At 64.2% G+C, this 21,881-nt stretch carries 25 protein-coding genes and 1 tRNA gene; 11 read left to right on the forward strand and 15 right to left on the reverse strand.

The features are described 5' to 3' along the window. The first annotated feature begins 8 nt into the window (after positions 1-8). The 8 genes from LPB04_RS06820 to LPB04_RS06855 all read left to right on the forward strand — a co-directional run bounded on the left by LPB04_RS06820 (position 9) and on the right by LPB04_RS06855 (position 7,934). Positions 9-1,541, forward strand: a complete 1,533-nt coding sequence (locus tag LPB04_RS06820; protein WP_193687974.1) for a type II and III secretion system protein family protein — start codon at positions 9-11, stop codon at positions 1,539-1,541. A gap of 9 nt (positions 1,542-1,550) precedes the next feature. Continuing rightward, complete coding sequence (locus tag LPB04_RS06825; protein ID WP_193687975.1) at positions 1,551-1,823, forward strand: hypothetical protein; 273 nt, start codon at positions 1,551-1,553, stop codon at positions 1,821-1,823. A gap of 62 nt (positions 1,824-1,885) precedes the next feature. After that, positions 1,886-3,061, forward strand: coding sequence for an AAA family ATPase (locus LPB04_RS06830; RefSeq protein WP_193687976.1), 1,176 nt, complete (start codon positions 1,886-1,888; stop codon positions 3,059-3,061). Between the two features lie 18 nt (positions 3,062-3,079). Continuing rightward, a complete protein-coding gene (locus LPB04_RS06835) occupies positions 3,080-4,426 on the forward strand; it encodes a CpaF family protein (RefSeq protein ID WP_193687977.1) in 1,347 nt (448 codons plus the stop codon). 33 nt (positions 4,427-4,459) lie between these two features. Then, positions 4,460-5,437 carry a type II secretion system F family protein gene (locus LPB04_RS06840; protein ID WP_193687978.1) on the forward strand — a complete coding sequence of 326 codons (978 nt, stop codon included), beginning with the start codon at positions 4,460-4,462 and terminating at the stop codon, positions 5,435-5,437. Between the two features lie 9 nt (positions 5,438-5,446). Further along, a complete protein-coding gene (locus LPB04_RS06845; RefSeq protein ID WP_193687979.1) occupies positions 5,447-6,385 on the forward strand; it encodes a type II secretion system F family protein in 939 nt (312 codons plus the stop codon). Between the two features lie 16 nt (positions 6,386-6,401). Beyond that, entirely contained in the window at positions 6,402-7,526 is a 1,125-nt protein-coding gene (locus LPB04_RS06850; RefSeq protein WP_193687980.1) for a LytR C-terminal domain-containing protein, read from the forward strand. Positions 7,527-7,622: 96 nt separating this feature from the next. Further along, positions 7,623-7,934, forward strand: coding sequence for a BON domain-containing protein (locus LPB04_RS06855; RefSeq protein ID WP_193687981.1), 312 nt, complete (start codon positions 7,623-7,625; stop codon positions 7,932-7,934). A gap of 10 nt (positions 7,935-7,944) precedes the next feature. On the opposite strand, the gene LPB04_RS06860 is transcribed toward LPB04_RS06855, so the two are convergent. From LPB04_RS06860 to LPB04_RS06900, 9 genes are all read right to left on the reverse strand, one after another. Further along, complete coding sequence (locus tag LPB04_RS06860; protein WP_193687982.1) at positions 7,945-8,712, reverse strand: GIN domain-containing protein; 768 nt, start codon at positions 8,710-8,712, stop codon at positions 7,945-7,947. Between the two features lie 115 nt (positions 8,713-8,827). Then, positions 8,828-9,034, reverse strand: a complete 207-nt coding sequence (locus LPB04_RS06865) for a hypothetical protein (RefSeq protein ID WP_193687983.1) — start codon at positions 9,032-9,034, stop codon at positions 8,828-8,830. Positions 9,035-9,047: 13 nt separating this feature from the next. Beyond that, complete coding sequence (ureG, locus tag LPB04_RS06870) at positions 9,048-9,680, reverse strand: urease accessory protein UreG (protein WP_193687984.1); 633 nt, start codon at positions 9,678-9,680, stop codon at positions 9,048-9,050. Positions 9,681-9,690: 10 nt separating this feature from the next. Beyond that, positions 9,691-10,380: an urease accessory protein UreF gene (locus LPB04_RS06875; RefSeq protein WP_193688877.1), complete on the reverse strand. Its 690-nt coding sequence runs from the start codon at positions 10,378-10,380 to the stop codon at positions 9,691-9,693. Next, positions 10,380-10,886 carry an urease accessory protein UreE gene (ureE, locus tag LPB04_RS06880; protein WP_193687985.1) on the reverse strand — a complete coding sequence of 169 codons (507 nt, stop codon included), beginning with the start codon at positions 10,884-10,886 and terminating at the stop codon, positions 10,380-10,382. Before ureE ends, LPB04_RS06875 begins: the two co-directional genes overlap by 1 nt. A 10-nt stretch (positions 10,887-10,896) precedes the next feature. Next, positions 10,897-12,597 (reverse strand): urease subunit alpha, encoded by a 1,701-nt coding sequence (gene ureC, locus LPB04_RS06885; RefSeq protein WP_193687986.1) that lies wholly within the window; start codon positions 12,595-12,597, stop codon positions 10,897-10,899. Further along, complete coding sequence (locus tag LPB04_RS06890) at positions 12,594-12,911, reverse strand: urease subunit beta (protein ID WP_193687987.1); 318 nt, start codon at positions 12,909-12,911, stop codon at positions 12,594-12,596. The genes ureC and LPB04_RS06890 overlap by 4 nt, the downstream gene beginning before the upstream one ends. A gap of 8 nt (positions 12,912-12,919) precedes the next feature. Continuing rightward, positions 12,920-13,222, reverse strand: coding sequence for an urease subunit gamma (locus tag LPB04_RS06895; protein ID WP_193687988.1), 303 nt, complete (start codon positions 13,220-13,222; stop codon positions 12,920-12,922). A 9-nt stretch (positions 13,223-13,231) separates the two neighbouring features. After that, positions 13,232-14,059 carry an urease accessory protein UreD gene (locus LPB04_RS06900; RefSeq protein WP_227496643.1) on the reverse strand — a complete coding sequence of 276 codons (828 nt, stop codon included), beginning with the start codon at positions 14,057-14,059 and terminating at the stop codon, positions 13,232-13,234. A gap of 358 nt (positions 14,060-14,417) precedes the next feature. On the opposite strand from LPB04_RS06900, the gene LPB04_RS06905 reads away from it, so the two are divergent. Beyond that, positions 14,418-15,476 (forward strand): OmpA family protein, encoded by a 1,059-nt coding sequence (locus tag LPB04_RS06905; RefSeq protein ID WP_193687990.1) that lies wholly within the window; start codon positions 14,418-14,420, stop codon positions 15,474-15,476. 164 nt (positions 15,477-15,640) lie between these two features. Here the strand turns inward: LPB04_RS06905 and LPB04_RS06910 are convergent. The 6 genes from LPB04_RS06910 to petA form a co-directional block, all read right to left on the reverse strand. Next, positions 15,641-15,716: transfer RNA gene (locus LPB04_RS06910), tRNA-Thr, on the reverse strand. 27 nt (positions 15,717-15,743) lie between these two features. Continuing rightward, positions 15,744-16,229, reverse strand: coding sequence for a ClpXP protease specificity-enhancing factor (locus LPB04_RS06915; protein WP_193687991.1), 486 nt, complete (start codon positions 16,227-16,229; stop codon positions 15,744-15,746). A 213-nt stretch (positions 16,230-16,442) separates the two neighbouring features. Next, positions 16,443-17,054 carry a glutathione S-transferase N-terminal domain-containing protein gene (locus tag LPB04_RS06920; RefSeq protein ID WP_056342583.1) on the reverse strand — a complete coding sequence of 204 codons (612 nt, stop codon included), beginning with the start codon at positions 17,052-17,054 and terminating at the stop codon, positions 16,443-16,445. A gap of 97 nt (positions 17,055-17,151) precedes the next feature. Continuing rightward, the gene (locus LPB04_RS06925) at positions 17,152-17,913 is read right to left on the reverse strand and encodes a cytochrome c1 (protein WP_193687992.1); all 762 of its coding nucleotides are present in this window, start codon (positions 17,911-17,913) and stop codon (positions 17,152-17,154) included. Positions 17,914-17,937: 24 nt separating this feature from the next. Next, positions 17,938-19,347, reverse strand: coding sequence for a cytochrome b (locus LPB04_RS06930; protein WP_193687993.1), 1,410 nt, complete (start codon positions 19,345-19,347; stop codon positions 17,938-17,940). Position 19,348: 1 nt separating this feature from the next. Further along, positions 19,349-19,963, reverse strand: coding sequence for a ubiquinol-cytochrome c reductase iron-sulfur subunit (gene petA, locus LPB04_RS06935; RefSeq protein ID WP_193687994.1), 615 nt, complete (start codon positions 19,961-19,963; stop codon positions 19,349-19,351). 273 nt (positions 19,964-20,236) lie between these two features. Here petA and mscL point away from each other — a divergent pair, with 273 nt between their 5' ends. Next, the gene (gene mscL / locus LPB04_RS06940; protein WP_193687995.1) at positions 20,237-20,671 is read left to right on the forward strand and encodes a large conductance mechanosensitive channel protein MscL; all 435 of its coding nucleotides are present in this window, start codon (positions 20,237-20,239) and stop codon (positions 20,669-20,671) included. Between the two features lie 3 nt (positions 20,672-20,674). Next, complete coding sequence (locus tag LPB04_RS06945) at positions 20,675-21,862, forward strand: Do family serine endopeptidase (protein ID WP_227496644.1); 1,188 nt, start codon at positions 20,675-20,677, stop codon at positions 21,860-21,862. The last annotated feature ends 19 nt before the right edge of the window (positions 21,863-21,881 follow it).

Below are 21,881 nucleotides of genomic sequence, written 5' to 3' on the forward strand. Positions count from 1 at the left end.
GTGAAATCATGAACACCAGTTCACAACCGTCCGGCTACCCGCTTCACCCGCGCGCCGGCTTGCTTTCCCTGTTGCGCCGCTGCGCTGTCGGCGGCGCGGCATTGGCACTGGCCGGCGCCGCGCACGCTGCGCGCCCCATTCCCCAGGCCGAGGCCGCGCCCGCCGCCGGCAGCGGGGCGGGGCCGCGCTGCAGCGGCGAGGCGGCACGCCCGGCCCAGGTGGCGCTGCAGATGGGTAAATCGACGCTGATGCGCCTGCCGGAAGCGGTCCAGAACCGCAGCGTCGGCAACCCGGAAGTCGTGCAGGCGATGCTGGTGTCGGCGGACACGATGTATATCGCCGGCGTCGATGTCGGCACCACGAACATGATCGTGCAGGGCCGCAGCGGCTTGTGCAGCGTGCTCGATATCACGGTATCGATGGATCCGAGCGCGCTGCAGGCGACGCTGGCTGCCGTCATGCCCGAGGAGAAGGAGATCCGCGTGCTGGCCGCCGCCGATTCGCTGGTGCTGACCGGGACCGTCTCCGATGCGTCGGCAGTGGCGCGCGCCGCTGACCTGGCCACTGCCTACGTGCACCGTCCGCTGCGCCCACTGGGCGCCGTGCCGAAGGATCTGGCACCGAACGGCGCGGGCGCAGCCAATGGCAATACGGGCGGCCCGCGCCTCGTCAATCTACTGAGTGTGGCTGCGCCGCAGCAGGTGCAGCTCGAAGTGAAGGTGGCCGAGGTATCGAAAAGCCTGCTCGAACGCCTTGAAGGCGGGGTCAACTGGAGTTTCGGATCCGGCAACTGGGCCGCTGTGCTGGGAGCGAATTTCCTGAGCGGTACCATGAAAGGAGGACTGGCTGCCCAGCGTCCGAACGGAAACGGCTTCGGTGCAGCCGCCCAGACGCAGGATAGCCTGGTACGTGTGCTGGCCGAGCCGAACGTCATGGCCATCAGCGGCCAGGAAGGCAGTTTCCTCGCAGGCGGCAAATTCTATATCCCGGTGGCGCAGGACAACAACCGCATCACGCTGGAAGAAAAGGAGTTCGGCGTCGGCCTGCGTTTCACGCCGACAGTGCTCGGCGGTGGCCGCATCAACCTGCGTGTCGCGCCCGAAGTGTCGGAGTTGTCGCGCGAAGGCATCGGCATCAGCGCCACCGGTCTTTCCGGTAGCGCGATCCTGCCGGTCGTCACCACGCGCCGCGCCAGCACCACGGTGCAGCTGTACGACGGCCAGAGCTTCGCCATCGGCGGCCTGATCAAGAACAACCTGGTGACGGGCCTGAAGGGGTTGCCGGTGCTGGGCGAGGTCCCCGTACTCGGCGCCCTGTTTCGCAGTACCGACTTCCAGCAGGACCGCACCGAACTGGTCTTCGTGATCACGGCGCGCCTGGTCAAGCCGCTGACGGCGACCGGCTACAAACTGCCGACCGATGGTGTGGACGCACCGTCGCGCGCCGCCCTGATGCTCGGCGGCCGCTTGGAAAGCGCGGCCAAGCTGCCCGAGCCCGTCGCGCGTACGGGCCAGAGCGTGGACGGATTCGAACTCAAATAGGAGGCGGCAATGATCACCAGGATAACCGCATCAATCGTGGCGCTGCTGCTGCTGCAGGGCTGCTCGACCGCACCCCGTTTCGAAAAAGGCTTCGGCACGTCGGTACGCGCCAATCTCGCGGCGCAGACGATCGACCCGCGCGGCGCGGCCAACGCCAACCCTGCAATTGGCATCGACGGGCCGGCCGCGCGCGCGGCGCACCAGCGCTACCAGCAATCCTTTGTTCAACCTGACAGCGCGGCCAGCGCACCGCTGCTCAATACACTCGGCAGCGGGAAGTAAGTCGAGCGGCGCGCCATCGTCCCTCCACTGTTTCCAGCCCGAGTGCCTCCACGAGGATCGTCATGAAAGCCCTTTTGATCAGCCGCGACAGCCTGCTGTTTGCCGAGCTCGCCTCCCAGGGCGCGGCACGGGTGCCGCCGCTGAACGTGGCCAACAGCCGTGTCTCGATGCGCGAAGCGCTTGACCGGCCGCTGGGTGAAGCGCCAGGCCTGGTGATCGTCGACGCCGGCGAAGGCGCGCCCGACGATGCCGACCTGCTGGAACGGATGGTGCGCCAGTACCCGGAGGCGCAATTCATGCTCCTCAACAGCCAGCACCAGCCGGAATTCCTGATTCGCGCGATGCGTGCCGGCGTGCGCGAAGTGCTGCAGCTGCCGCTGGTGCACCGTGCCTTCCACGAGGCGATGGACCGCATTGCCACCGCCGCCGGCGTCGCCCAGATGCGCGAAGGCAAAGTACTCGCTTTCATCGCCTGCAAGGGCGGCAGCGGGGCGACTTTTATTTCGACCAACTTCGGCTACGCCTTGGCCACGCTGGCCGAAAAGAAGGTGCTGCTGATCGACCTGCACGGCCAGTTCGGCGACGCGGCTTTGTACGTGTCGGACCAGAAGCCGACGATGACGCTGTCCGACGTGTGCGAGCAGATCTCCCGCATCGACGGCCCCTTCCTCGATTCCTGCCTGGTGCACGTGACGCGCGGTTTCGGCGTGCTGGCCGCGGCCGACGACCCGTCGCAGGCGAAGGAGGCCAAGCCGGAACACATCGACGCCATCCTGCGCGTGGCGCGCCAGCACTATGACTACATCGTGCTCGATGTCGGGCGCCAGATCAACGCCGTCTCGCTGCGCGCGCTCGACAGCACCGACACCATCTATCCGGTGCTGCAGCTGGCGCTGCCCGACATCCGCGACGCCCGGCGCCTGCTCGACATCTTCCGCTCGCTCGGCTATCCGCTCGAGACGATCCGCCTGATCGTCAACCGCTACGAGAAAGGCGGCCGCCTGCGCCTGCCCGACCTGCACGCGGCGCTCGGCTGCGAAGTCGTGCATACCGTGCCGAACGATTACGTCGCCGTCACCGATTCGGTCAACCAGGGCGTGCCGGTCCTTGAACTGTCGCGCACGAGCGCGGCCGCGCGCAGCCTGGCCGACCTGGTGGAACTGGTCACCGCACGGCGCGCCCCGGAAACCCGTGGCTTGCTCGACCGCCTGTTCGGACGCGGCGAAGCCGATTATTAAGTATTCAGGGAGAAGCCCATGTCCTTGCGCGAACGCCTTTCCGTCTCCGACGATGACCGCAAGACCGGCGTACTGCCGGTCGAAGCCGGTAACGGGGCCTATCAGGAACTCAAGAAGACGATGCACCAGATGATCCTCGACCGGATCGACCTGGAGCGCCTCAAGCGCCTGACCGCCGAGCAGTTCAAGCACGAGCTGGCGCTGCTCATCCAGCGCATCATCGAAGAGGAACGCATCGTCCTCAACCAGCACGAGCGCCACAACCTCGTGCTCGACATCCAGCACGAGATGCTCGGCTTCGGCCCGCTCGAGCCGCTGCTGAACGACCCGACGGTATCGGACATCCTCGTCAACACGGCCAGTCGCGTCTACGTCGAGCGCCGCGGCAAACTCGAAATGACCGACATCAGCTTCCACGACAATGCGCACCTGATGAAGATCATCGAGAAGATCGTGTCGCGGGTGGGCCGCCGCGTCGACGAATCGAGCCCGATGGTCGATGCGCGCCTGCCGGACGGGTCGCGCGTCAACGCGATCATCCCGCCGCTGGCGATCGACGGGCCGATCCTGTCGATCCGGCGCTTCGGCGCAACGCCGTTGACGGTGCAGAACCTGCTCGAGTACAAGAGCGTGACGCCGCCCATGGTCAAGGTGCTGCAAGGCCTGGGTATCGCCAAGATCAACATTCTGATCTCGGGCGGCACGGGCAGCGGCAAGACCACCCTGCTCAACCTGCTGTCGGGCTTCATTCCAGCCAACGAGCGCATCGTCACGATCGAGGATGCGGCCGAGCTGCAGCTGCGCCAGCCGCACGTGGTGCGCCTGGAGACGCGGCCGGCGAATATCGAAGGCAAGGGCGAGGTCACGCAGCGCGCGCTGGTCAAGAACGCGCTGCGCATGCGCCCGGACCGCATCATCCTCGGCGAAGTACGCGGACCCGAGGCACTCGACATGCTGCAGGCGATGAATACCGGCCATGAAGGCTCGCTGGCGACGATCCACTCGAACACGCCGCGCGACGCCTTGTCGCGCCTGGAAAACATGGTCGGCATGGCCGGCGTGAACCTGACGCCGCGTGCGATCCGCCAGCAGATCTGCTCGGCGGTGACGGTGGTGGTGCAGGCGTCGCGCCTGATCGACGGCGGCCGCAAGATCGTCAGCCTCCAGGAAATCACGGGCATGGAAGGCGACATGATCTCGATGCAGGAGATCTTCCATTTCGAGCAGACCGGTGTCGACCGCGACGGCAAGGTGCTCGGGCAGTTTTCCGCCACCGGTGTGCGGCCGCGCTTTGCCGACCGCCTCAAGATGTACGGCGTCGACATTCCCGACAACACCTTCGACCCCGACCGCATTTTCCAATGAACCCGCAGGCCATGCCTGCAGTGGAGCCGCGCCATGGATCTGCTTTTCTACAGCTTCACCGTCTTCCTGTTCGCCGCCGTGATCCTGCTGATCGAGGGCGTTTATTTATGGTGGTCGAACACCCACGGCAAGGCTGCCCAGCGCATCGCGCGCCGGCTGCAGGTGATGTCCGGCGGGGTGGGGCGATCCGGCGAGCGCATCTCGATTCTCAAGCAGCGCCGGTTCAGCGCCCATGACGGCGTCGACCGCCTGCTGCACCGGATCACGCCGCTCCACCGGTTCGACGCCTTGCTGCTCCAGGCCGGCAGCGCGCTGACGGTCGACCGCTTCCTCGGCTGTTCCCTCGCGGCCTTCCTGCTGGCCCTGCTGGTGAGCGCGCACTGGCCGCTGCCCCTGGCGCCGCGCATCATCCTGGTGCTGCCCGCGCTCGGCGTACCGTATTTCCTGGTACGCCGCGCGCGGGCACGGCGCCTGCACCGCATCGAGTACCAGCTGCCCGATGCCGCCGATTTCATCGCGCGCGCCCTGCGTGCCGGGCACTCGTTTACGAACGTGCTGCAAATCGTCGGCAACGAGCTGCCCGAACCGCTGAGCAGCGAGTTCCGCATCGCGCGCGAGGAAATCAACTATGGCGTGCCGATGGGCGAAGCCCTGCACAACATGGCCGCACGGATTCCGCTGACCGACCTGCGCTACCTGATCATCGCGGTGCTGATCCAGCGCGAATCGGGCGGCAACCTGGCCGAGATCCTCGGCAATATCAGCACCATCATTCGCAGCCGCCTGAAACTGGTGGCGCAGGTGCGTGTGCTGTCGGCCGAGGGCCGTATGTCGGCCTGGATCCTCGGGCTGCTGCCGTTTGCCGTGATGCTGGCGCTCACCCTGCTCAACCCGGAATACGTCAGCATGCTGTGGACTGACCCGAGCGGCGTGCGCCTGCTGTGGTACGCGGCCGGCATGATCCTGTTCGGCGTCGTCTGGCTGCGCAAGGTCATCCGTATTCGCATTTGAGGAGTTGCCATGAACGCCGCACAATTGTCCTTCCTGCTGATCGTCTTCGGCATCGTCTGCGCACTGGCATGGCTGGCGATGATCCTGTTCGCACCGGTGGCGCTGCGCACCCGCCTGCGCCGTTTCATCGGCAAGTCCGACACCACCCAGCTCGAGTCCGATGGCTGGGTGGAGCGGATCGCCAAGGTCACCCAGCCGCTGACCAAGCTGTCCGTTCCGGACGAGGGATGGGAACAATCGGCCTTGCGCACCCGTTTCATGAACGCGGGCTGGCGCAACCCGTTTGCACCGACCTTGTTCTTCGCCGCCAAAACGGCGCTGTCACTGTTCGGGCCGGCCGTGATCGGCGTGCTCGTCCTCGCTACCGTGATCGTGCTGTCGGGTATGAAACTCCTGTTTCTGCTGCTGCTGACCGCGTCGATCGGCTACTACCTGCCGAATGTCGCCCTGCGCCAGATCGCGCAGCGCCGCCAGCGCGAGATTTTCGAGACCCTGCCCGACGCGCTCGACCTGCTGACCGTTTGCGTCGAGGCCGGACTCAGCCTGGAACGGGCATTCGTGAAGGTCGTAGGCGAAATCCACATCAAAAGCGTGACATTGGCGCAAGAGCTGCAGCTGGTGCTGATGGAAATGCGCGCCGGTTTCAGCAAGGAGCGGGCTCTGCGTAATTTCGCCCTGCGCAGCGGTGTCAACGACGTCGATACCCTGGTCGCCATGCTGATCCAGTCCGAGCGCTTCGGCACCAGTGTCGGCGACTCGCTGCGGGTGTATTCGGACAACCTGCGCAACAAGCGGCGCCTGCTGGCCGAGGAGTGCGCCGCCAAGATCGGACTGAAACTGCTGTTTCCGCTCATCTTCTGCATCTTTCCGACGCTGTTGATGGTCCTGCTCGGACCGGCCGCCATCCAGCTGGGCCGCACGCTGGGCTCCGTCAACGCCGGATTGTGAATCAAGGAGAACCCTCATGCAGACCCGTCGCCTACTCAAGAAGATCTCGGTCCTGTGCACCGGTGCGCTGTTGCTCGCCTGCGCGAATGGCACGCGCCAACCGGCCGCCGCGCCGGCTGCCGACGCCGAGCGCGCCTATGACCAGGGGCGCCAGCATCACCTGGCCGGACGCTATGAGGAAGCCATCGCCGCCTACCGCACGGCGCTGGCCGCCACGCCGCGCCATGTGGGTGCGCGCAATGCGCTGGCGGCCGCGTTTGCGCGCCAGGGCAACTTCGCGCAGGCCATTCCCATCTGGCGCGCCCTCACCGACGAGCTGGCACCAGGCAGCGGACCGGACAGCGCCTACCTGTTCGCCAACCTCGGCCACGCCTACCTGCTGGGCGGCGACCTGCAAAACGCCGTGACCGCGCTGGAGAAAGCCTGCGTGCTCGACCCGCTCGACCATCGCGCCTGGAGCAAGCTTGGCGAAAGCCTGCGCCGCCTCGGCCAGGACGAACGCGCGGCCCTGATGTTCCGCCAGGCCGAGGCGCTGCGCCAACACGATTTCCGGGGCGACTATGCAACCGCCGGCGGCACGGCGGTGGCGGCGATCGAAGCGGCGGTCGCGCGGCCGGCGCGGCCAGAGAACGGCTGGGCCGTCACCGAAGTGCGCACGGCCGCCGACGGCACCCTCGAACTGCTGCGCCTGCCGGCAGCGGGAACGCCGGCCAAGCCGGCGCTGGCACGGACTGCGCCGGCACCGCAGCCGGCGCCCCGTGCGCGGCTTGAACCCGTGCTGCTCGAAATCCGCAACGGTAACGGTGTCACCGGGATGGCCCGCTCGCTGTCGCGCCAGGTCGTGGGCGACGGCCTGCAAGTGACGCGGTTGAGCAACGAAAAAGGTTTCCAGGTGCGCCATAGCCGCATCGAGCACGCTGCGGATTTCCGCGCCGCGGCCGAACGGCTGGCGCAGCGCCTGGGCGGCGCCGGCAGCGGCCGCTTCGATCCGGTCCAGATCGTCCAGGTCGACAATTGCAAGCCGACCGACATGCGCCTGGTGCTCGGCCAGGACCTGGCACGCGGGCAACTCGTGCTGCGCCCGGCCGCGCAAGGCCAGCAGGCTCTGGCGGTGGCCGACCTGCCAATCAGGGCGCCTTGAGCGCGCGCTAGCCCGGCACCTTTGTTCCGTATCAAACGCTGTCGGTACGCCCGCCCGAAAATGGGAAGATCTTCTTCATCTCACGGGAGCGTTGCCATGAATATTGCACAGCGTTTTATCTCGATGTTTGCCGCCTTCATGGTGTTTGTGCTGGTCGGTTGCGCGCCGACCAGTACGCGCGAAGGCACGGGCGAGTACATCGACGACACCCTCATCACCAGCAAGGTCAAGGCCGCCTTTGCCGCCGATCCCACCGTGAAAGCCACTGAAGTGAAGGTGGAAACGTTCAAAGGTACGGTGCAGCTGAGCGGCTTCGTCGAATCGCGCGAGAGCGCCCAGAAGGCGGTACAGCTCGCGCGTGGGGTCAAGGGTGTGAAGGAAGTGCGCAACAACACTGTCCTCAAGTAGCGGGTTTTATTTAACGCCAGCTGACCTTGCCCATGCCACCAGTGGTCGCATTGCGCTGCGCCGGCTTGCCATAGACGGTGGCCGAGCCCATGCCGCTCAGGTTCAGGCTCGCCGCCGAGCTGGCATACACGGTCGCCCCGCCGAGACCGCTCATATCGAGGTCGACGGTTTCGGCGCGTAGCTTTTCGGCGTCGAGGTTGCCGACCCCGGCGAGGGTCGCGCGCAGCGCACGGGTCTGGCCGCTGACGGCGAGTCGGCCGGCGCCGCGCAAGGCGAGGTCCATCCGCTCGGCCTTCGCCGCGTCGATGGTCAGGCTGCCGACGCCGCCCAGGCTGGCATCGACCTTGCGGTAGCTGCCCGCGAGCGTGACGGCCCCGGCGCCATCGAGGGCGAGCACGATCTTGTCGCCGCTGAAGCCGCTGACCGTGCTGGCGCCCACGCCTTCCGACACGAACTCGGCAAGGTTCGGCACGACCAGCTCGGCACGCAATTTCGGATTGTGGTCACGGGCGTAGTGATTGCGGCGTTCGGTGTCGATTTCCAGCGTCTCTCCCTGCTGGTGGGTCGTCACGCGCGCGACATCGGCGCGCTCGCCCGAGATCACGAGCGAAGGCGTGGCGCCCTGGCGCACGACGAGGTCGACCACGCCGTCGAGTTTTACGCGCGTGACACGCGCATCGACTTTGCGCGCTTCGCGCACGAGGTCGTCCGCCAGGGCGGCGCTTGCGCTCAGGGTCAGGGCCGAGGCCATCAGGGTGGTGCCGAGCAGTTTGTTCATGGTTGTCTCCGTCATCGAGTGGATGATGCCACTATAGGAGCGGGAACCGGCCACGGCACGGGCCGTGCGACAGACTGCACGATAGACGGAATGAAGCGCTGAACCATCGCACCGCTCAGCGCCGTAGTGCCCGCCTGATGAGCAAGCCCGCGCCCAGCAGCGACAGCACGACCACCGCCAGCGCCATCCATCCTTCGTACGCGTGAATCAGGTGCGGCATCCCGGTCTCATGGGCCTGGGCCGGCGCCGCGGTGAGGGTGGCGGCGAGGATCGCGACCAGGATTGCGGCGATGGGGGCAAGGCGGCGCAGGAACGGGGACATGACAACTCCTTGGTCAGGTAAAAGAGGGAACGGCATCGAGCAGTCCCTGATGGCGGATGAAGGCAACGATGTCGTCGACACCGGCGCCATGGCGCAGGCTGGTGAACACGAAGGGACGCGTACCGCGCATGCGTGCAGCGTCCACGCGCATCACCTCCAGGTTCGCGCCCACATGGGGCGCGAGGTCGGTTTTATTGATGACGAGCAGGTCCGAGCGCGTGATGCCCGGGCCGCCCTTGCGCGGGATCTTTTCTCCACCGGCCACGTCGATCACGTAGATCGTCAGGTCCGACAGCTCCGGGCTGAAGGTAGCGGCCAGGTTGTCGCCACCCGATTCGATCAGGATCAAATCGAGCTTTGGGAAGTCGGCGCTCATGCGCGCGATTGCTTCCAGGTTGATCGAGGCATCCTCGCGAATCGCCGTGTGCGGGCAACCACCCGTTTCCACGCCCATCAGGCGCTCGGCCGGCAGCGCTTCGGCACGCAGCAGGATCTCCATATCCTCGCGCGTATAAATGTCGTTCGTGATCACCGCCATCTCGTACTGCGCGCGCATCGCTTTGCACAGCATTTCGCACAGCGCCGTCTTGCCCGAACCGACCGGGCCGCCGATACCCACGCGCAGCGGCGTTTTAGTAGATTCCATCTCGATCTCCTTATGAGCGGTACAAGCGGCTGTATTGCACTTCATGCCGCATCGACAGCAGCGACAATCCCGGCGCCCAGTTCGACAGCGCGTGATCGGGCAATGCCTGCGCGTCGCCGGCAACCATCTCGACGACGGGTGCCAGCGCAAGCAGCATCTTTTGTCCGGCGACCTGGCCCAGGGGGATGGTCTTGACGCACACCAGCACCTGGTTCTCGGCCCAGGAAAACAGGGCACCGAGCAAAGCCTCGCGCGGCGCCACGCCGAGTGCGGCCGCGGCGCAGGCGTAGGCGACCGGCAGCGACAGCGCGGCGGCGTCGAGCAGGGGCAACATGCGCGCATCGGCGCCGGGCAGGTCCTCGAGCAGGGCACCCAGCAACTGGCGCAGCGAATAACCCATCTGGATGGTTTCGGCGCGCAATTCAAACGTGTCGCGCGAGGCGAGCCAGCGCTCGCTCCAGTCGCAGACTGCGGCGCCATCGCGCTCGGTGAATGCACATAACAGGCGCCACTGCAGCGGCGCGTCAAAGCGGCCCACGACCTCGGTCAGCGCTGCTCCGATCCAGTCGCGGGCGCTGGCCGCGTTGTGCACCAGGCCGGCATCGATCGCGCTCTCGAGTCCTTGCGAATAGCTGTAGGCGCCGATCGGCAGCGCAGGACTGGCCAGTTGCAGCAGGCGCAGCAGGGAAGCGTCGGCCATCATGCGAGGTCCGACGGCCGGTGGATTTTCTGGCGCAGCGGTACCGGCGCCAGCGGGTGGGTACCGTGTTCGCCATGATGGTGGCCGCCACCGTAGGCGCCCGCTTCCGGCTCGAACGGCGCCGTCTCGCTGCTCACCTGCGCCCCGAGTCCGATCAGCATCTCCTTCAGCACCGGATCGGCGCGGATGCGCAGCCAGCCGTTGCCCACTTGCGCCTGCGTATGCCGGTTCCCGAGGTGGAAAGCGCAGCGCACCAGGCCGGTCGTGTCGGCGTGCGCGATCGTATACAGGCTTTCCGCTTCGGCGACGATGCGCACGACACGGCCATCGTCGCCGCGCAGCAGGTCCCCTCCGCGCAGCACTGTGCCGCGCGGACGCAGCACGGCCACCTCTTCGCCGCTCGCCAGCGCCGCGCGCAGCCGGCTTTTTTCGCGCAGGTGAAACGGCAGCACCAACTCGCCATCAATCGGCGCCGGGCCATCGATCAGGGTATGCAGGGTCAGCATGGTGACACTCTCAGAACAGAAAATAACGCTGCGCCAGCGGCAGCTCGGTCGCCGGCTCGCACGCCAGCAGCACGCCGTCGGCGCGCACCTCATAGGTTTCGGGATCGACCTGCATGTGCGGCGTCGCATCGTTGTGGACCATGTCGGCCTTGCCGAGGCGGCGGGTGTCGCGCACCGCCATCAAGGGTTTGACGAGACCAAGCTGCCCGCCAATGCCGGCGTCAAACGCCGCCTGCGACACGAAGGTGAAGGATTTCGTCAAGGCGCGGCCGAAGGCGCCGAACATGGGCCGCGCGTGCACCGGCTGCGGCGTCGGGATCGAGGCATTCGGGTCGCCCATCTGCGCCGCCGCGATCATGCCGCCCTTGATCACCATCGACGGCTTCGCGCCGAAGAAGGCCGGCTTCCACAGCACCAGGTCGGCAATCTTGCCGGGTTCGACCGAGCCGACCGCGTGCGCGATACCGTGCGTGATGGCCGGATTGATCGTGTACTTGGCGACATAGCGTTTTACGCGCGCGTTGTCGTGGCGTGCCGGGTCGCCGGGCAGGGCGCCGCGCTGCAGCTTCATCTTGTGCGCGGTCTGCCAGGTGCGCAGGATGGTCTCTCCCACCCTCCCCATCGCCTGCGAGTCGGACGACATCATCGAGATCGCACCGAGATCATGGAGGATGTCCTCGGCCGCGATCGTCTCGCGCCGGATGCGCGACTCGGCAAAGGCGATGTCCTCGGCGATGGCCGCGTCCAGGTGGTGGCACACCATCAGCATGTCGAGGTGTTCGTCGAGCGTGTTGACCGTATAGGGCCGCGTCGGATTGGTCGACGAGGGCAGTACGTTCGCTTCGCCGACGGCGGCGATGATGTCCGGCGCATGGCCGCCGCCGGCGCCCTCGGTGTGAAACGTGTGGATGGTGCGGCCTTTGAAGGCTGCCAGCGTATGCTCCAGGAAGCCGGCTTCGTTGAGCGTGTCGCTGTGGATGGCGACCTGGATGTCCATGGCATCGGCAACGTTCAGGCAGGTGTCGATCGCGTTCGGTGTCGTGCCCCAGTCCTCGTGCAGTTTGAGGCCGATGACGCCGGCCTGCACCTGTTCGACCAATGGCGCCTGTTGGCTCGCATTACCCTTGCCGAAAAAGCCCAGGTTCATCGGAAAGGCCTCGGCCGCCATCAGCATCGAGTGGATATGCCAGGGCCCGGGCGTACAGGTGGTGGCCGCCGTGCCGACCGCGGGACCGGTGCCGCCGCCGAGCATGGTCGTGATCCCGCTGTGCAGCGCTTCGTCGATCTGCTGCGGGCAAATGAAGTGGATATGGCTGTCGACGCCGCCGGCGGTGACGATCATGCCTTCGCCGGCGATGATCTCGGTCGCCGCGCCGATGACGATCGTCACGCCCGGCTGGATGTCCGGATTGCCGGCCTTGCCGATCGCCGCGATCATGCCGTCCTTGATGCCGATATCGGCTTTCACGATGCCCCAGTGGTCGACAATCACCGCATTCGTGATCACGGTATCGGCCACCTGTGCATGTAGGCGCTGGGATTGGCCCATGCCGTCGCGGATCACCTTGCCGCCGCCGAATTTGACCTCCTCGCCGTAGATTGCATGATCGCGTTCGATCTCGATGAACAGCGCCGTATCGGCCAGGCGCAGGCGGTCGCCGACGGTCGGCCCGAGCATCTCGGCATAGGCCTGGCGCCCGATGCGGCTCATGGCGCCTCCTTCAACGCTCCGTTGACCTGACCATTAAAACCGAAGACGATCCGGTCGCCGGCCAGCGCAACGAGGGTGACGGTGCGCACCTGGCCCGGCTCGAAACGCACCGCGGTGCCGGCGGCGATATCGAGCCGCATGCCGTAGGCGAGGGCGCGCTGGAACTGCAAGGCCGGATTGGTCTCATAAAAGTGAAAATGCGAGCCGACCTGGATCGGCCGGTCGCCACTGTTCGCCACCGCGAGCGACACGGTCGGCCTGCCGGCGTTCAGCTCCAGTTCGCCCGGTTCGATCAGCATCTCTCCTGGAATCATGCCGCCTCCTAGATGATTGGATGGTGCACGGTGACGAGCTTGCTGCCGTCGGGGAAGGTGGCCTCGACCTGCACATCCGGGATCATTTCCGGCACGCCTTCCATCACCTCGTCGCGCGACAGGATCGCCGTCCCCTCGCTCATCAATTGCGCCACGCTCTTCCCGTCCCGCGCGCCTTCCATGATGGCGGCCGAGATATAGGCGACCGCTTCGGGATAATTCAGTTTCAGTCCACGTCCCTTGCGGCGCTCGGCGAGGAGGGCGGCCGTAAAAATCAGCAGCTTGTCTTTTTCGCGTGGGGTGAGTTCCATGATGTCCTCTCAGGTAGTCCACAGGCGCGGCACGGTGGCCTCGCGCCCGAGCAGGGCAGGGCGCAGGCGGCGCCAGGCCGCGAGCAGCACGGCGCGCGCCGCCTCGCTGGAGCGGCCGAGATGGCGCACGACGACGATCTTCGGCAGCTGGGTCACGCCGGTTGTCCCGCCGGTGCGATCGAGTTCCTCGCGCAGTTGCCGCAGCTGGCCGGCGTCGAGCGTGAGGCCGCAGGCGACCAGGCTGGCGCAGACTGTGTTGCCGTCCAGGCCGAACCGACTGTGCATCGCAGCCCCGGCGCCATCGATCCTGCCCTCTTCGTGCCACACCAGTTCCCCGTCGCGGCGAATGGTGCTGGTCTGCCGTATTGAACCTTCAGTGAACACTTCGCCCGACGCGGTGCGGCCGAAACACAGGAGCTCGCTGCCGAGATAGCGCGCGTTTGCAGCGAGCGACACGTCGTGGGTCATCTCGACCTCGGCCTCGCGGTAGAACAGGGTTTCCTGGGGCAGCCATTCGAGCGCGGCGTTTTCGGCGACATCGATGCGCATGTCCTGACGCGACGGACAGCCGTTTGCGCGATACCACTTGCCAGCGCCAGGCGTTGTCAGCAGCGCGTGGGCACCATTGGCGGCGCCGATATCGATGGCGAGCGCGTCGCCCCCGACGATGCCGCCGGGCGGATGGACAATGATCGCATGGCAGACCTGTGCGCCTTCCGGATACAAGGGCTTTTGCACGCGCAGCGGACCGCAGTGAATGCGTTCACCCAGCTTGGTTCCGTCGCCACCGCGCACGAAACCGAGGCGCAGCTGCGCCTGCCAGCGACCGCCAGGCAACGGTGTTCTCATCGGGAATAGAGCACGGTCTTCATAACCAGTTTTGAGCAAGAAGCATGCCGTGCTAAAACGCCCTTTGCTGTCTGAAAAGGCAGCTGGCCTGCACCCGAACAGGGCACTTTCCACGCCACGCGCCAGCATGGGGCACAGGTGCGTAAAAGGAGGATCCCTCCTGACGCCATGCCGGATCGGAACCGATAGACGATTGCGGGCGCGCACGGCCCGCGATCCGACGGCGTCGCTTGAAGGGCGCTATCAACACGCCCACAATGGATATCTGACGAACAGGGTTGCTCGTTCGCGGTTACGCTAACTTTAATTTGAGAAATTTGATCGCGTCACTTAGGAGGCTACGGTCATGGCTTTCATTCCGTTTGTTCGCGCACAAGTTGCAAGCAGGCTGCCACAACCCGTCGATTTCAGAGTGAGACAAGCGCTCGAAATACAGCGTTTTTCCGAATTTGTCACGGACATCTCGCCGAAGCAGAAAGACGAGATCGAGCAATTGGCGCGGGAGATCGTTCGAAGCAATTCCACGAATGATCCCATTTATGCGTTTCGCGTCGAGGGCCATGCAGACATCGCTCGCACGATTCCTGTTGGACAACGAACGCAATTCGAAAACGAAATCAGCGAAGAGCGTGCGGAAAATGGCTTCCGGCTGTTGGTGGAAGCACTGGAAAGGATCGGCGGCAAGGCGCTGGCGGAAAAGATTGCCAGGGACTCGAAGGCGTTCGGCATGGGCACGCAGCGTTTGAAGATTCCGAATGCCATCACAAAAGATCAGTTCGAGCAGAACCGGCGCGCCGTCTTCTTCGTTCAGCAAGTCACCTATATCCAGCCAGGACCTCCGCCCCCACCACCGCCCACCTCGGTCATTGAGGACAGGTTCACGGTCCAGCTGGTGAAGAGTGCCACTGTGACCAAAACCATCACGCCCTCACTGAAGGTGGTCGACTTTGGGATCGAGGGCATCATCCTGGCGGCCACGCTGGAAATCGTCGATACGATCGACAAGAAACGCGCAACGTTCAATGTCTTTGCCACCGGGGTCGGCGTAAGTATCGGGCCACCGCAACTCCCGGCCGGTAGTCAGATCGTCTTCAGTCCGGGGCCGCCGGTGAAGTTCAAGATCTTTCGTTTGCTGGGGAAAAACCGTGTTCATATCGATCTGAACAGTTTCGTGGGATCTGTGACCGTCTTCATCAACGCCGGTACAAGTCCGGGCGGAACGCAGTCAGTGGGTGGCGCTTTGTCGTTTTCGTTCGACGCTCTGGAGGCGGCTGGCGTCAACACCCAGCCGACCTTGGTCATGGTTCCGAGCGGCTCTTCAAGCCTGTCGACGCCGTCCGTCGGGGGCGGCGATGTCTTGCCTTTGGCACGGATGATAATGATCGGAACACCGTCCGACCTCTGACCGGGCCGATGCAATCAAACGATGGCTGCGCCAGCGCTTCGCCGCGCGGATCGAGATCGCATAAGGACGCGTTTGCCTGGGAACCTGCATGGCAGCACAAGGTTCCAGAAATGAAAAAGGGTTACACGCAATGAGCATGTAACCCTTCGAATCGACCACTATCCTGGTGCCGGCTGCCGGTTTCGAACTGGCCACCTGATGATTACAAATCAACTGCTCTACCAAATGAGCTAAGCCGGCGTAATCTGTACGGCAGGAATTATAACGCTATTTAATCCGGGTCAGCGTCGGGCGGCCGCCTTTTTTCGGGGGCTCATTGTTGTCGTCGGGCGAATGCGACACCTCCGCCGGCGGCGCTTCGCTGGTCACGCCAGGCACGGCCGACAGGGTCGGCGCGCTCGGGCTCGGCTCTTCCTCGGCTGCCGCCATCTCGGCCGCGGTGGTGCTGACGTCGAAGGCCATGCCCTGGCCGTTTTCGTTGGCGTAGATCGCCAGCACGTTTTGTACCGGCACGTAGATTTCACGCGAGACGCCGGCGAAGCGGGCGCGGAACTGGATCGCGTCGTTGTCCATCTTCAGCCCGGAGGTCGCGCCATAGCTGATGTTCAGGATGATCTCGCCCTTTTTGACGTATTCCATCGGAACCGTCGTGGCCGCGTCGACCTTGACTGCAAGATAGGGCGTGAAACCGCTGTCGGTGCACCATTCATACAGGGCGCGCAGCAAATAGGGTTTAGTGGAAATATCAGGCATGTGCAGATGGGATAAACAGTGAGCCGGCTATGGGTCGGCGAAGGCGCCAGCGCAGCACACGCGCAGCGGCAGCAATGGGACTGCCAGCAAACACGTGTGAAACGTACATACACGAGGTGCCAGCTTACTGCGCTTTGTCAAACGACGTCGCAACACTGGCACGAACGACAGCACGCCGTCCGCCAGGCGGACGGCGTGCTTGCCACGTTTGCCTTAGCGGCGCATCACCTTTTCCGACGGCGTCAGCGCTTCGATGTAGGCCGGACGCGAGAAGATGCGCTCGGCGTACTTCATCAGCGGCGCGGCCGTCTTCGACAGTTCGATGCCGTAGTGGTCCAGGCGCCAGAGCAGCGGAGCAATTGCCACGTCGAGCATCGAGAACTCGTCGCCCAGCATGTACTTGTTCTTCAGGAACAGCGGCGCCAGCGTCGTCAGGCGGTCGCGGATTTCGGCGCGTGCCTTGTCGTGGGCTTTTTCGTTCGTCTTGTTGCGGTCGCTTTCCAGCACGTGCACGTGGACGAACAGTTCCTTCTCGAAGTTGAACAGCATCAGGCGGGCACGGGCGCGCATCAGCGGGTCGGCCGGCATCAGCTGCGGGTGCGGGAAGCGCTCGTCGATGTACTCGTTGATGATGTTCGATTCGTACAGGATCAGTTCGCGCTCGACCAGGATCGGGACCTGGCCGTAGGGGTTCATCGTCGAGATGTCTTCCGGCTTGTTGAACAGGTCGACGTCGCGCACTTCGAAATCCATGCCTTTTTCGAACAGGACGAGGCGGCAGCGTTGGGAGAACGGGCACGTGGTGCCAGAGTAGAGAACCATCATGGTTGGCGTTCCTTAAGAAACAAAGGGGCGAGCGCCGAGCGACTCACCCCGAATAAATAATTGCCCGTATTATAGCCAAGCGGGCAATGAAAACGAATTACTTCAGATCTTTCCAGTAGGACGCGTTCAAACGCCAGGCCAGGAAAGCAAATACTGACAGGAAAATCAGCACGATAGCACCAAGTTTCTTGCGGGTTCCTTGCGCTGGCTCAGCCATCCAGCTGAGGTAGGCAACCAGGTCGGCCGTCGCGGTGTCGAAGTCGGGTTGGGACAGCGCACCCGGTGCCACCTGCTCCCAGCCGGCGAACTTGTGGATCTTCTTGTGCGCGTCGTGCGGATCGGTCTCCTCGACCATTTTCGGGGTGCGTATGCCCTGCAACTGCCACATCGCGTGCGGCATCGCCACGTTCGGCACCACCATGTTGTTCCAGCCGGTAGGGCGGGCATCATCCTTGTAGAAAGTGCGCAGATAGGTGTACAAGTAATCGGCGCCGCTGCCTGCCGACGACGATTTTGCACGGGCGATCACCGACAAATCCGGCGGCACCGCACCGAACCAGGCCTTGGCGTCTTCCGGGCGCATTGCCGTCTTCATCAGTTCGCCCACTTTGTCGGCAGAGAACAACAGATTGTTCTTGATCTGCTCGTCGGACAGGCCGAGATCGCGCAGGCGGTTGTAGCGCATCGACGTGGCCGAATGGCAATTCAGGCAATAGTTGACGAACAGCTTGGCGCCGTTTTGCAGCGAGGCCATGTCGCTGCGTTCCGGTGCGCGGTCGAGCGGGAAGCCGCCTTCGTTGGCGAATACCAGTCCCGGCACCAGCGCCAGGACCGCAATCAGTTTCTTCGTGAGGTTCATGGTTGTCCTTGGCTAGTCCTGCGATCAATGCGGGTGGAAGGTCACGCGCGTCGGCACCGGCTTGAACCGGCCGGCGGCGCTCCACCACGGCATCAGGAGGAAGAAGCTGAAGTACAACAGCGTGCAGACCTGGGAAATCATCGTATAGGCCGGCGTCGGCAACTGGGTGCCGAGGTAGCCGAGCGCCACGAAGGCCATGCCGAACAGGACATAGAGCCACATGTGCCAGTTCGGACGGTAGCGGATCGAACGCACCGGCGAGTGATCCAGCCACGGCAGCGCGCCGATGATCACCACCGAGGAACCGAACAGCACCACGCCCCAGAACTTCGCTTCCAGCGTCAGCATGCCGACCAGCAGGATCAAGGCGATCACGGCGGTCGCGATCTTGGCCTTGTACGACAGGCGCGACTTGATCCAGATGAACACGACGTACAGGACAATCGCCGCCATCAGCACGAAAATAAAATCGGCCGTGGTTGCGCGCAGCACCGAATAAAACGGCGTGAAATACCAGGTCGGCGCGATGTGCGGCGGCGTCTTCATCGAATCGGCCGGAATGAAGTTGTTGTACTCGAGGAAGTAACCACCCATTTCCGGGGCGAAGAAGACGACTGCCGAGAAAATCAGCAGGAACATCGACACGCCGAACAGGTCTTTCGTCGAATAATAGGGATGCGACGGAATCGCGTCCAGCGGGTGGCCGTCCGGACCGATATGGTCTTTGACTTCGATGCCGTCCGGGTTGTTCGAGCCGACTTCGTGCAGCGCGATCAGGTGTGCCGCGACCAGGCCCAGCAGCACCAGCGGCAGGGCGATGACGTGGAAGGCGAAGAAGCGGTTCAGGGTGGCGTCGGAGACGACATAGTCGCCGCGGATCCAGAGCGACAGGTCGGGGCCGATGATGGGGATCGCGCCGAACAGGTTGACGATCACCTGTGCACCCCAGTACGACATCTGCCCCCATGGCAGCAGGTAGCCGAAGAAGGCTTCGGCCATCAGGCACAGGAAGATCGCGAAACCGAAGATCCAGATCAATTCGCGCGGCTTGCGGTAGGAACCGTAGAGCAGGCCACGGGTCATATGCAGGTAGACGACGATGAAGAAGGCCGAGGCGCCGGTCGAATGCATGTAGCGCACCAGCCAGCCCCAGGGCACTTCGCGCATGATGTATTCGACCGAACCGAAGGCGAGACTCGCGTCCGGTTTGTAATGCATCGTCAGGAAGATGCCGGTGACGATCTGCAGCACCAGAATCAGCATCGCGAGCGAGCCGAACAGGTACCAGATATTGAAATTTTTCGGGGCGTAGTACTTGCCCCACTGGTCGTTCCAGAGTTTCGACAGCGGGAAGCGGTCGTCGACCCAGGCCAGGGCCTTGTGGCCGGCCGGCGCGTCGGCCGGCAGCTTGGTTTCCTTGAATGCGGCGCCCATGTTATGCCTCGCCTTTCTCGTCTTTGCCGATCACGATCTTGTTGTCGGACAGGTACATGTATGGCGGGATGTCCATGTTCGTCGGGGCCGGCTTGTTCTTGAATACGCGTGCCGACAGGTCGAAGGTCGAGCCGTGGCAGGGGCAGAGGAAGCCGCCATGCCAGTCGTCCGGCAGGTTCGGCTGCGGGCCGGGCGAGAAGCGCGAAGAGGGCGAGCAGCCCAGGTGCGAGCAAATGCCGACGGTGACCAGGACCTCTTTATGTTCGGGACGGGCGCGGAATTCGTTCTTCGCGTACTCCGGCATATCGAGCTGGAAGGTTTTTTCGGATTTGGGATCGGCGACGAGCGCGTCGTTCTGCTGCAGGCTGGCGAGCATTTCCGGCGTACGGCGCAAGATCCACACCGGCTTGCCGCGCCACTCGACGACCTTCATTTCCCCGGGCTTGACGTCCGAGATGTCCACTTCGACCGGAGCGCCGGCAGCCTTGGCCCGCTCGGACGGCTGGAATGTGCTGACCAGTGCACCTGCCGTAGCAACACCGACGACGCCACCCGCCGCACATGTCGCGACGAGCAAGCCGCGCCGGCCTGAATCGACCTGCTTTTCATTACTCATACCAACCCCACTCCGTGAAATTACGAATCTTGAGAATCAATTAAGAGCTTGCAGCAACACAAAATTATATGTGAATGGCAATCTTTATTGGAGAAAAAATATTGCGTGTGCAAGGCTGACGAAATGTCTGTCCCTTTTCTGGCGTCAACGCAGGGTTGCCGGCCGGGCTGGCCCAGCGTTAACCGGCAGCAAAATATCCACCGCGCGTACGCGCACGGGGGCTTGCGGTATGATTGATCTTGGGATTTCCATAACAAGCTTGGGAGAGCAGCGATGTCGATGATGAGTGAGTTCAGGCAATTCGCAATGCGTGGCAATGTCGTCGACCTGGCGGTCGGTGTGATCATCGGCGGCGCCTTTGGGCGCATCGTCGACTCCCTGGTGCAGGACGTCATCATGCCGCCCATCGGCAAAATCTTCGGCGGCCTTGATTTCGCAAATTACTATATACCCCTGAACAACCAGGCAACAGGCCTGGCGCTGGCGGAAGCGAAAAAAGCCGGTGCGGTGATCGCCTACGGTAACTTCCTGACGATCCTGCTGAATTTTATTATTCTCGCCTTCATCATTTTCCAGATGGTGCGCCTGATGAACCGCATGCGCGAGCGGCTCGTGCCGATCGAGGCAGCTGCCGCGCCGGCAACGCCGGAAGACGTCCTGCTGCTGCGCGAAATCCGCGATTCCCTGCGCCGCCCACCCCTACCGTAAACCGTGAAAGACGACATCGTCACCATCCGCCCGGTCTCGGCCTGGCGCCGGCTGTGGCTGCTGTTTGCCCAGGTGGTGACGGTCGCACTCGCCCTGTATTTCGTGGTGGCGGCCCTGCGCCCCGACTGGCTCGGACGCATGCCGGTGCAGGTGCCGGTCGGCGCTGGCGCGCGCGATGTGCCTGTGCTGCAGGCGCAGTCCGGCCCGCCCACCGCCAGCTACCGCGACGCGGCCGGGCGCGCGATGCCGGCGGTGGTCAACATCCTCACCAGCAAAGCCTCGCGCGAAGCGCATCCGATCCTGAAAGACCCATTCTTCCGGCGCTTTTTTGGGGACCGCATGCCGCCCGAGGAGCAGATGTCGAGCCTGGGTTCGGGCGTGATCGTCAGCGCAGAAGGCTATATTTTGACCAACTTCCACGTGGTGGAAGGCGCCGACCAGATCGAAGTGGGCCTGGCCGATGGCCGTAAAGCGGCCGCGCGCATCGTCGGCACCGATCCGGAGACGGACCTGGCCGTGATCCGTATCGGCGAGCGCAACCTGCCGGTGATGGTGCTCGGCCAGCCGGACGAGGCGCGGGTGGGCGATGTGGTGCTGGCGATCGGCAATCCGTTCGGCGTCGGCCAGACCGTCACCATGGGCATCATCTCGGCCGTGGGACGCAACAACCTGCACATCAACCACTTCGAGAATTTTATTCAGACCGATGCCGCGATCAATTTTGGGAATTCAGGAGGCGCCCTGGTCGACATCCACGGCAACCTGCTCGGCATCAATTCGGCGATCTATTCGCAGACCGGCGGCTCGATCGGCATCGGCTTTGCCATTCCCGTCTCGACGGCGCGCACGGTGCTCGAATCGATCATCAAGCACGGGCAGGTGGTGCGCGGCTGGATCGGCATCGAATCGCAGGACATCACCCCGGAACTGGCCGACAGTTTCGGCCTCGGGCGCAGCAGCGGCGCCATCATCGCCGGCGTCGTGCGCAACGGCCCGGCCGACCGCGCCGGCGTGCGCCCGGGCGACATCCTGCTCGCCGTCGAAGGAAAAATCGTCAAGAATACCGGCGACATGCTCAATCTCATTGCCCAACTCGCGCCCGGCGCCAAGGCAAGCTTGAAACTCATGCGCGAGAACCGCGAGTCGACCGTCAACGTGACCGTCGGCAAGCGCCCGCGCCCTTCACCGTAACCCCATTCTCTGGACCATC

The organism is Massilia litorea (assembly GCF_015101885.1).
Classification (GTDB): domain Bacteria; phylum Pseudomonadota; class Gammaproteobacteria; order Burkholderiales; family Burkholderiaceae_D; genus Telluria; species Telluria litorea.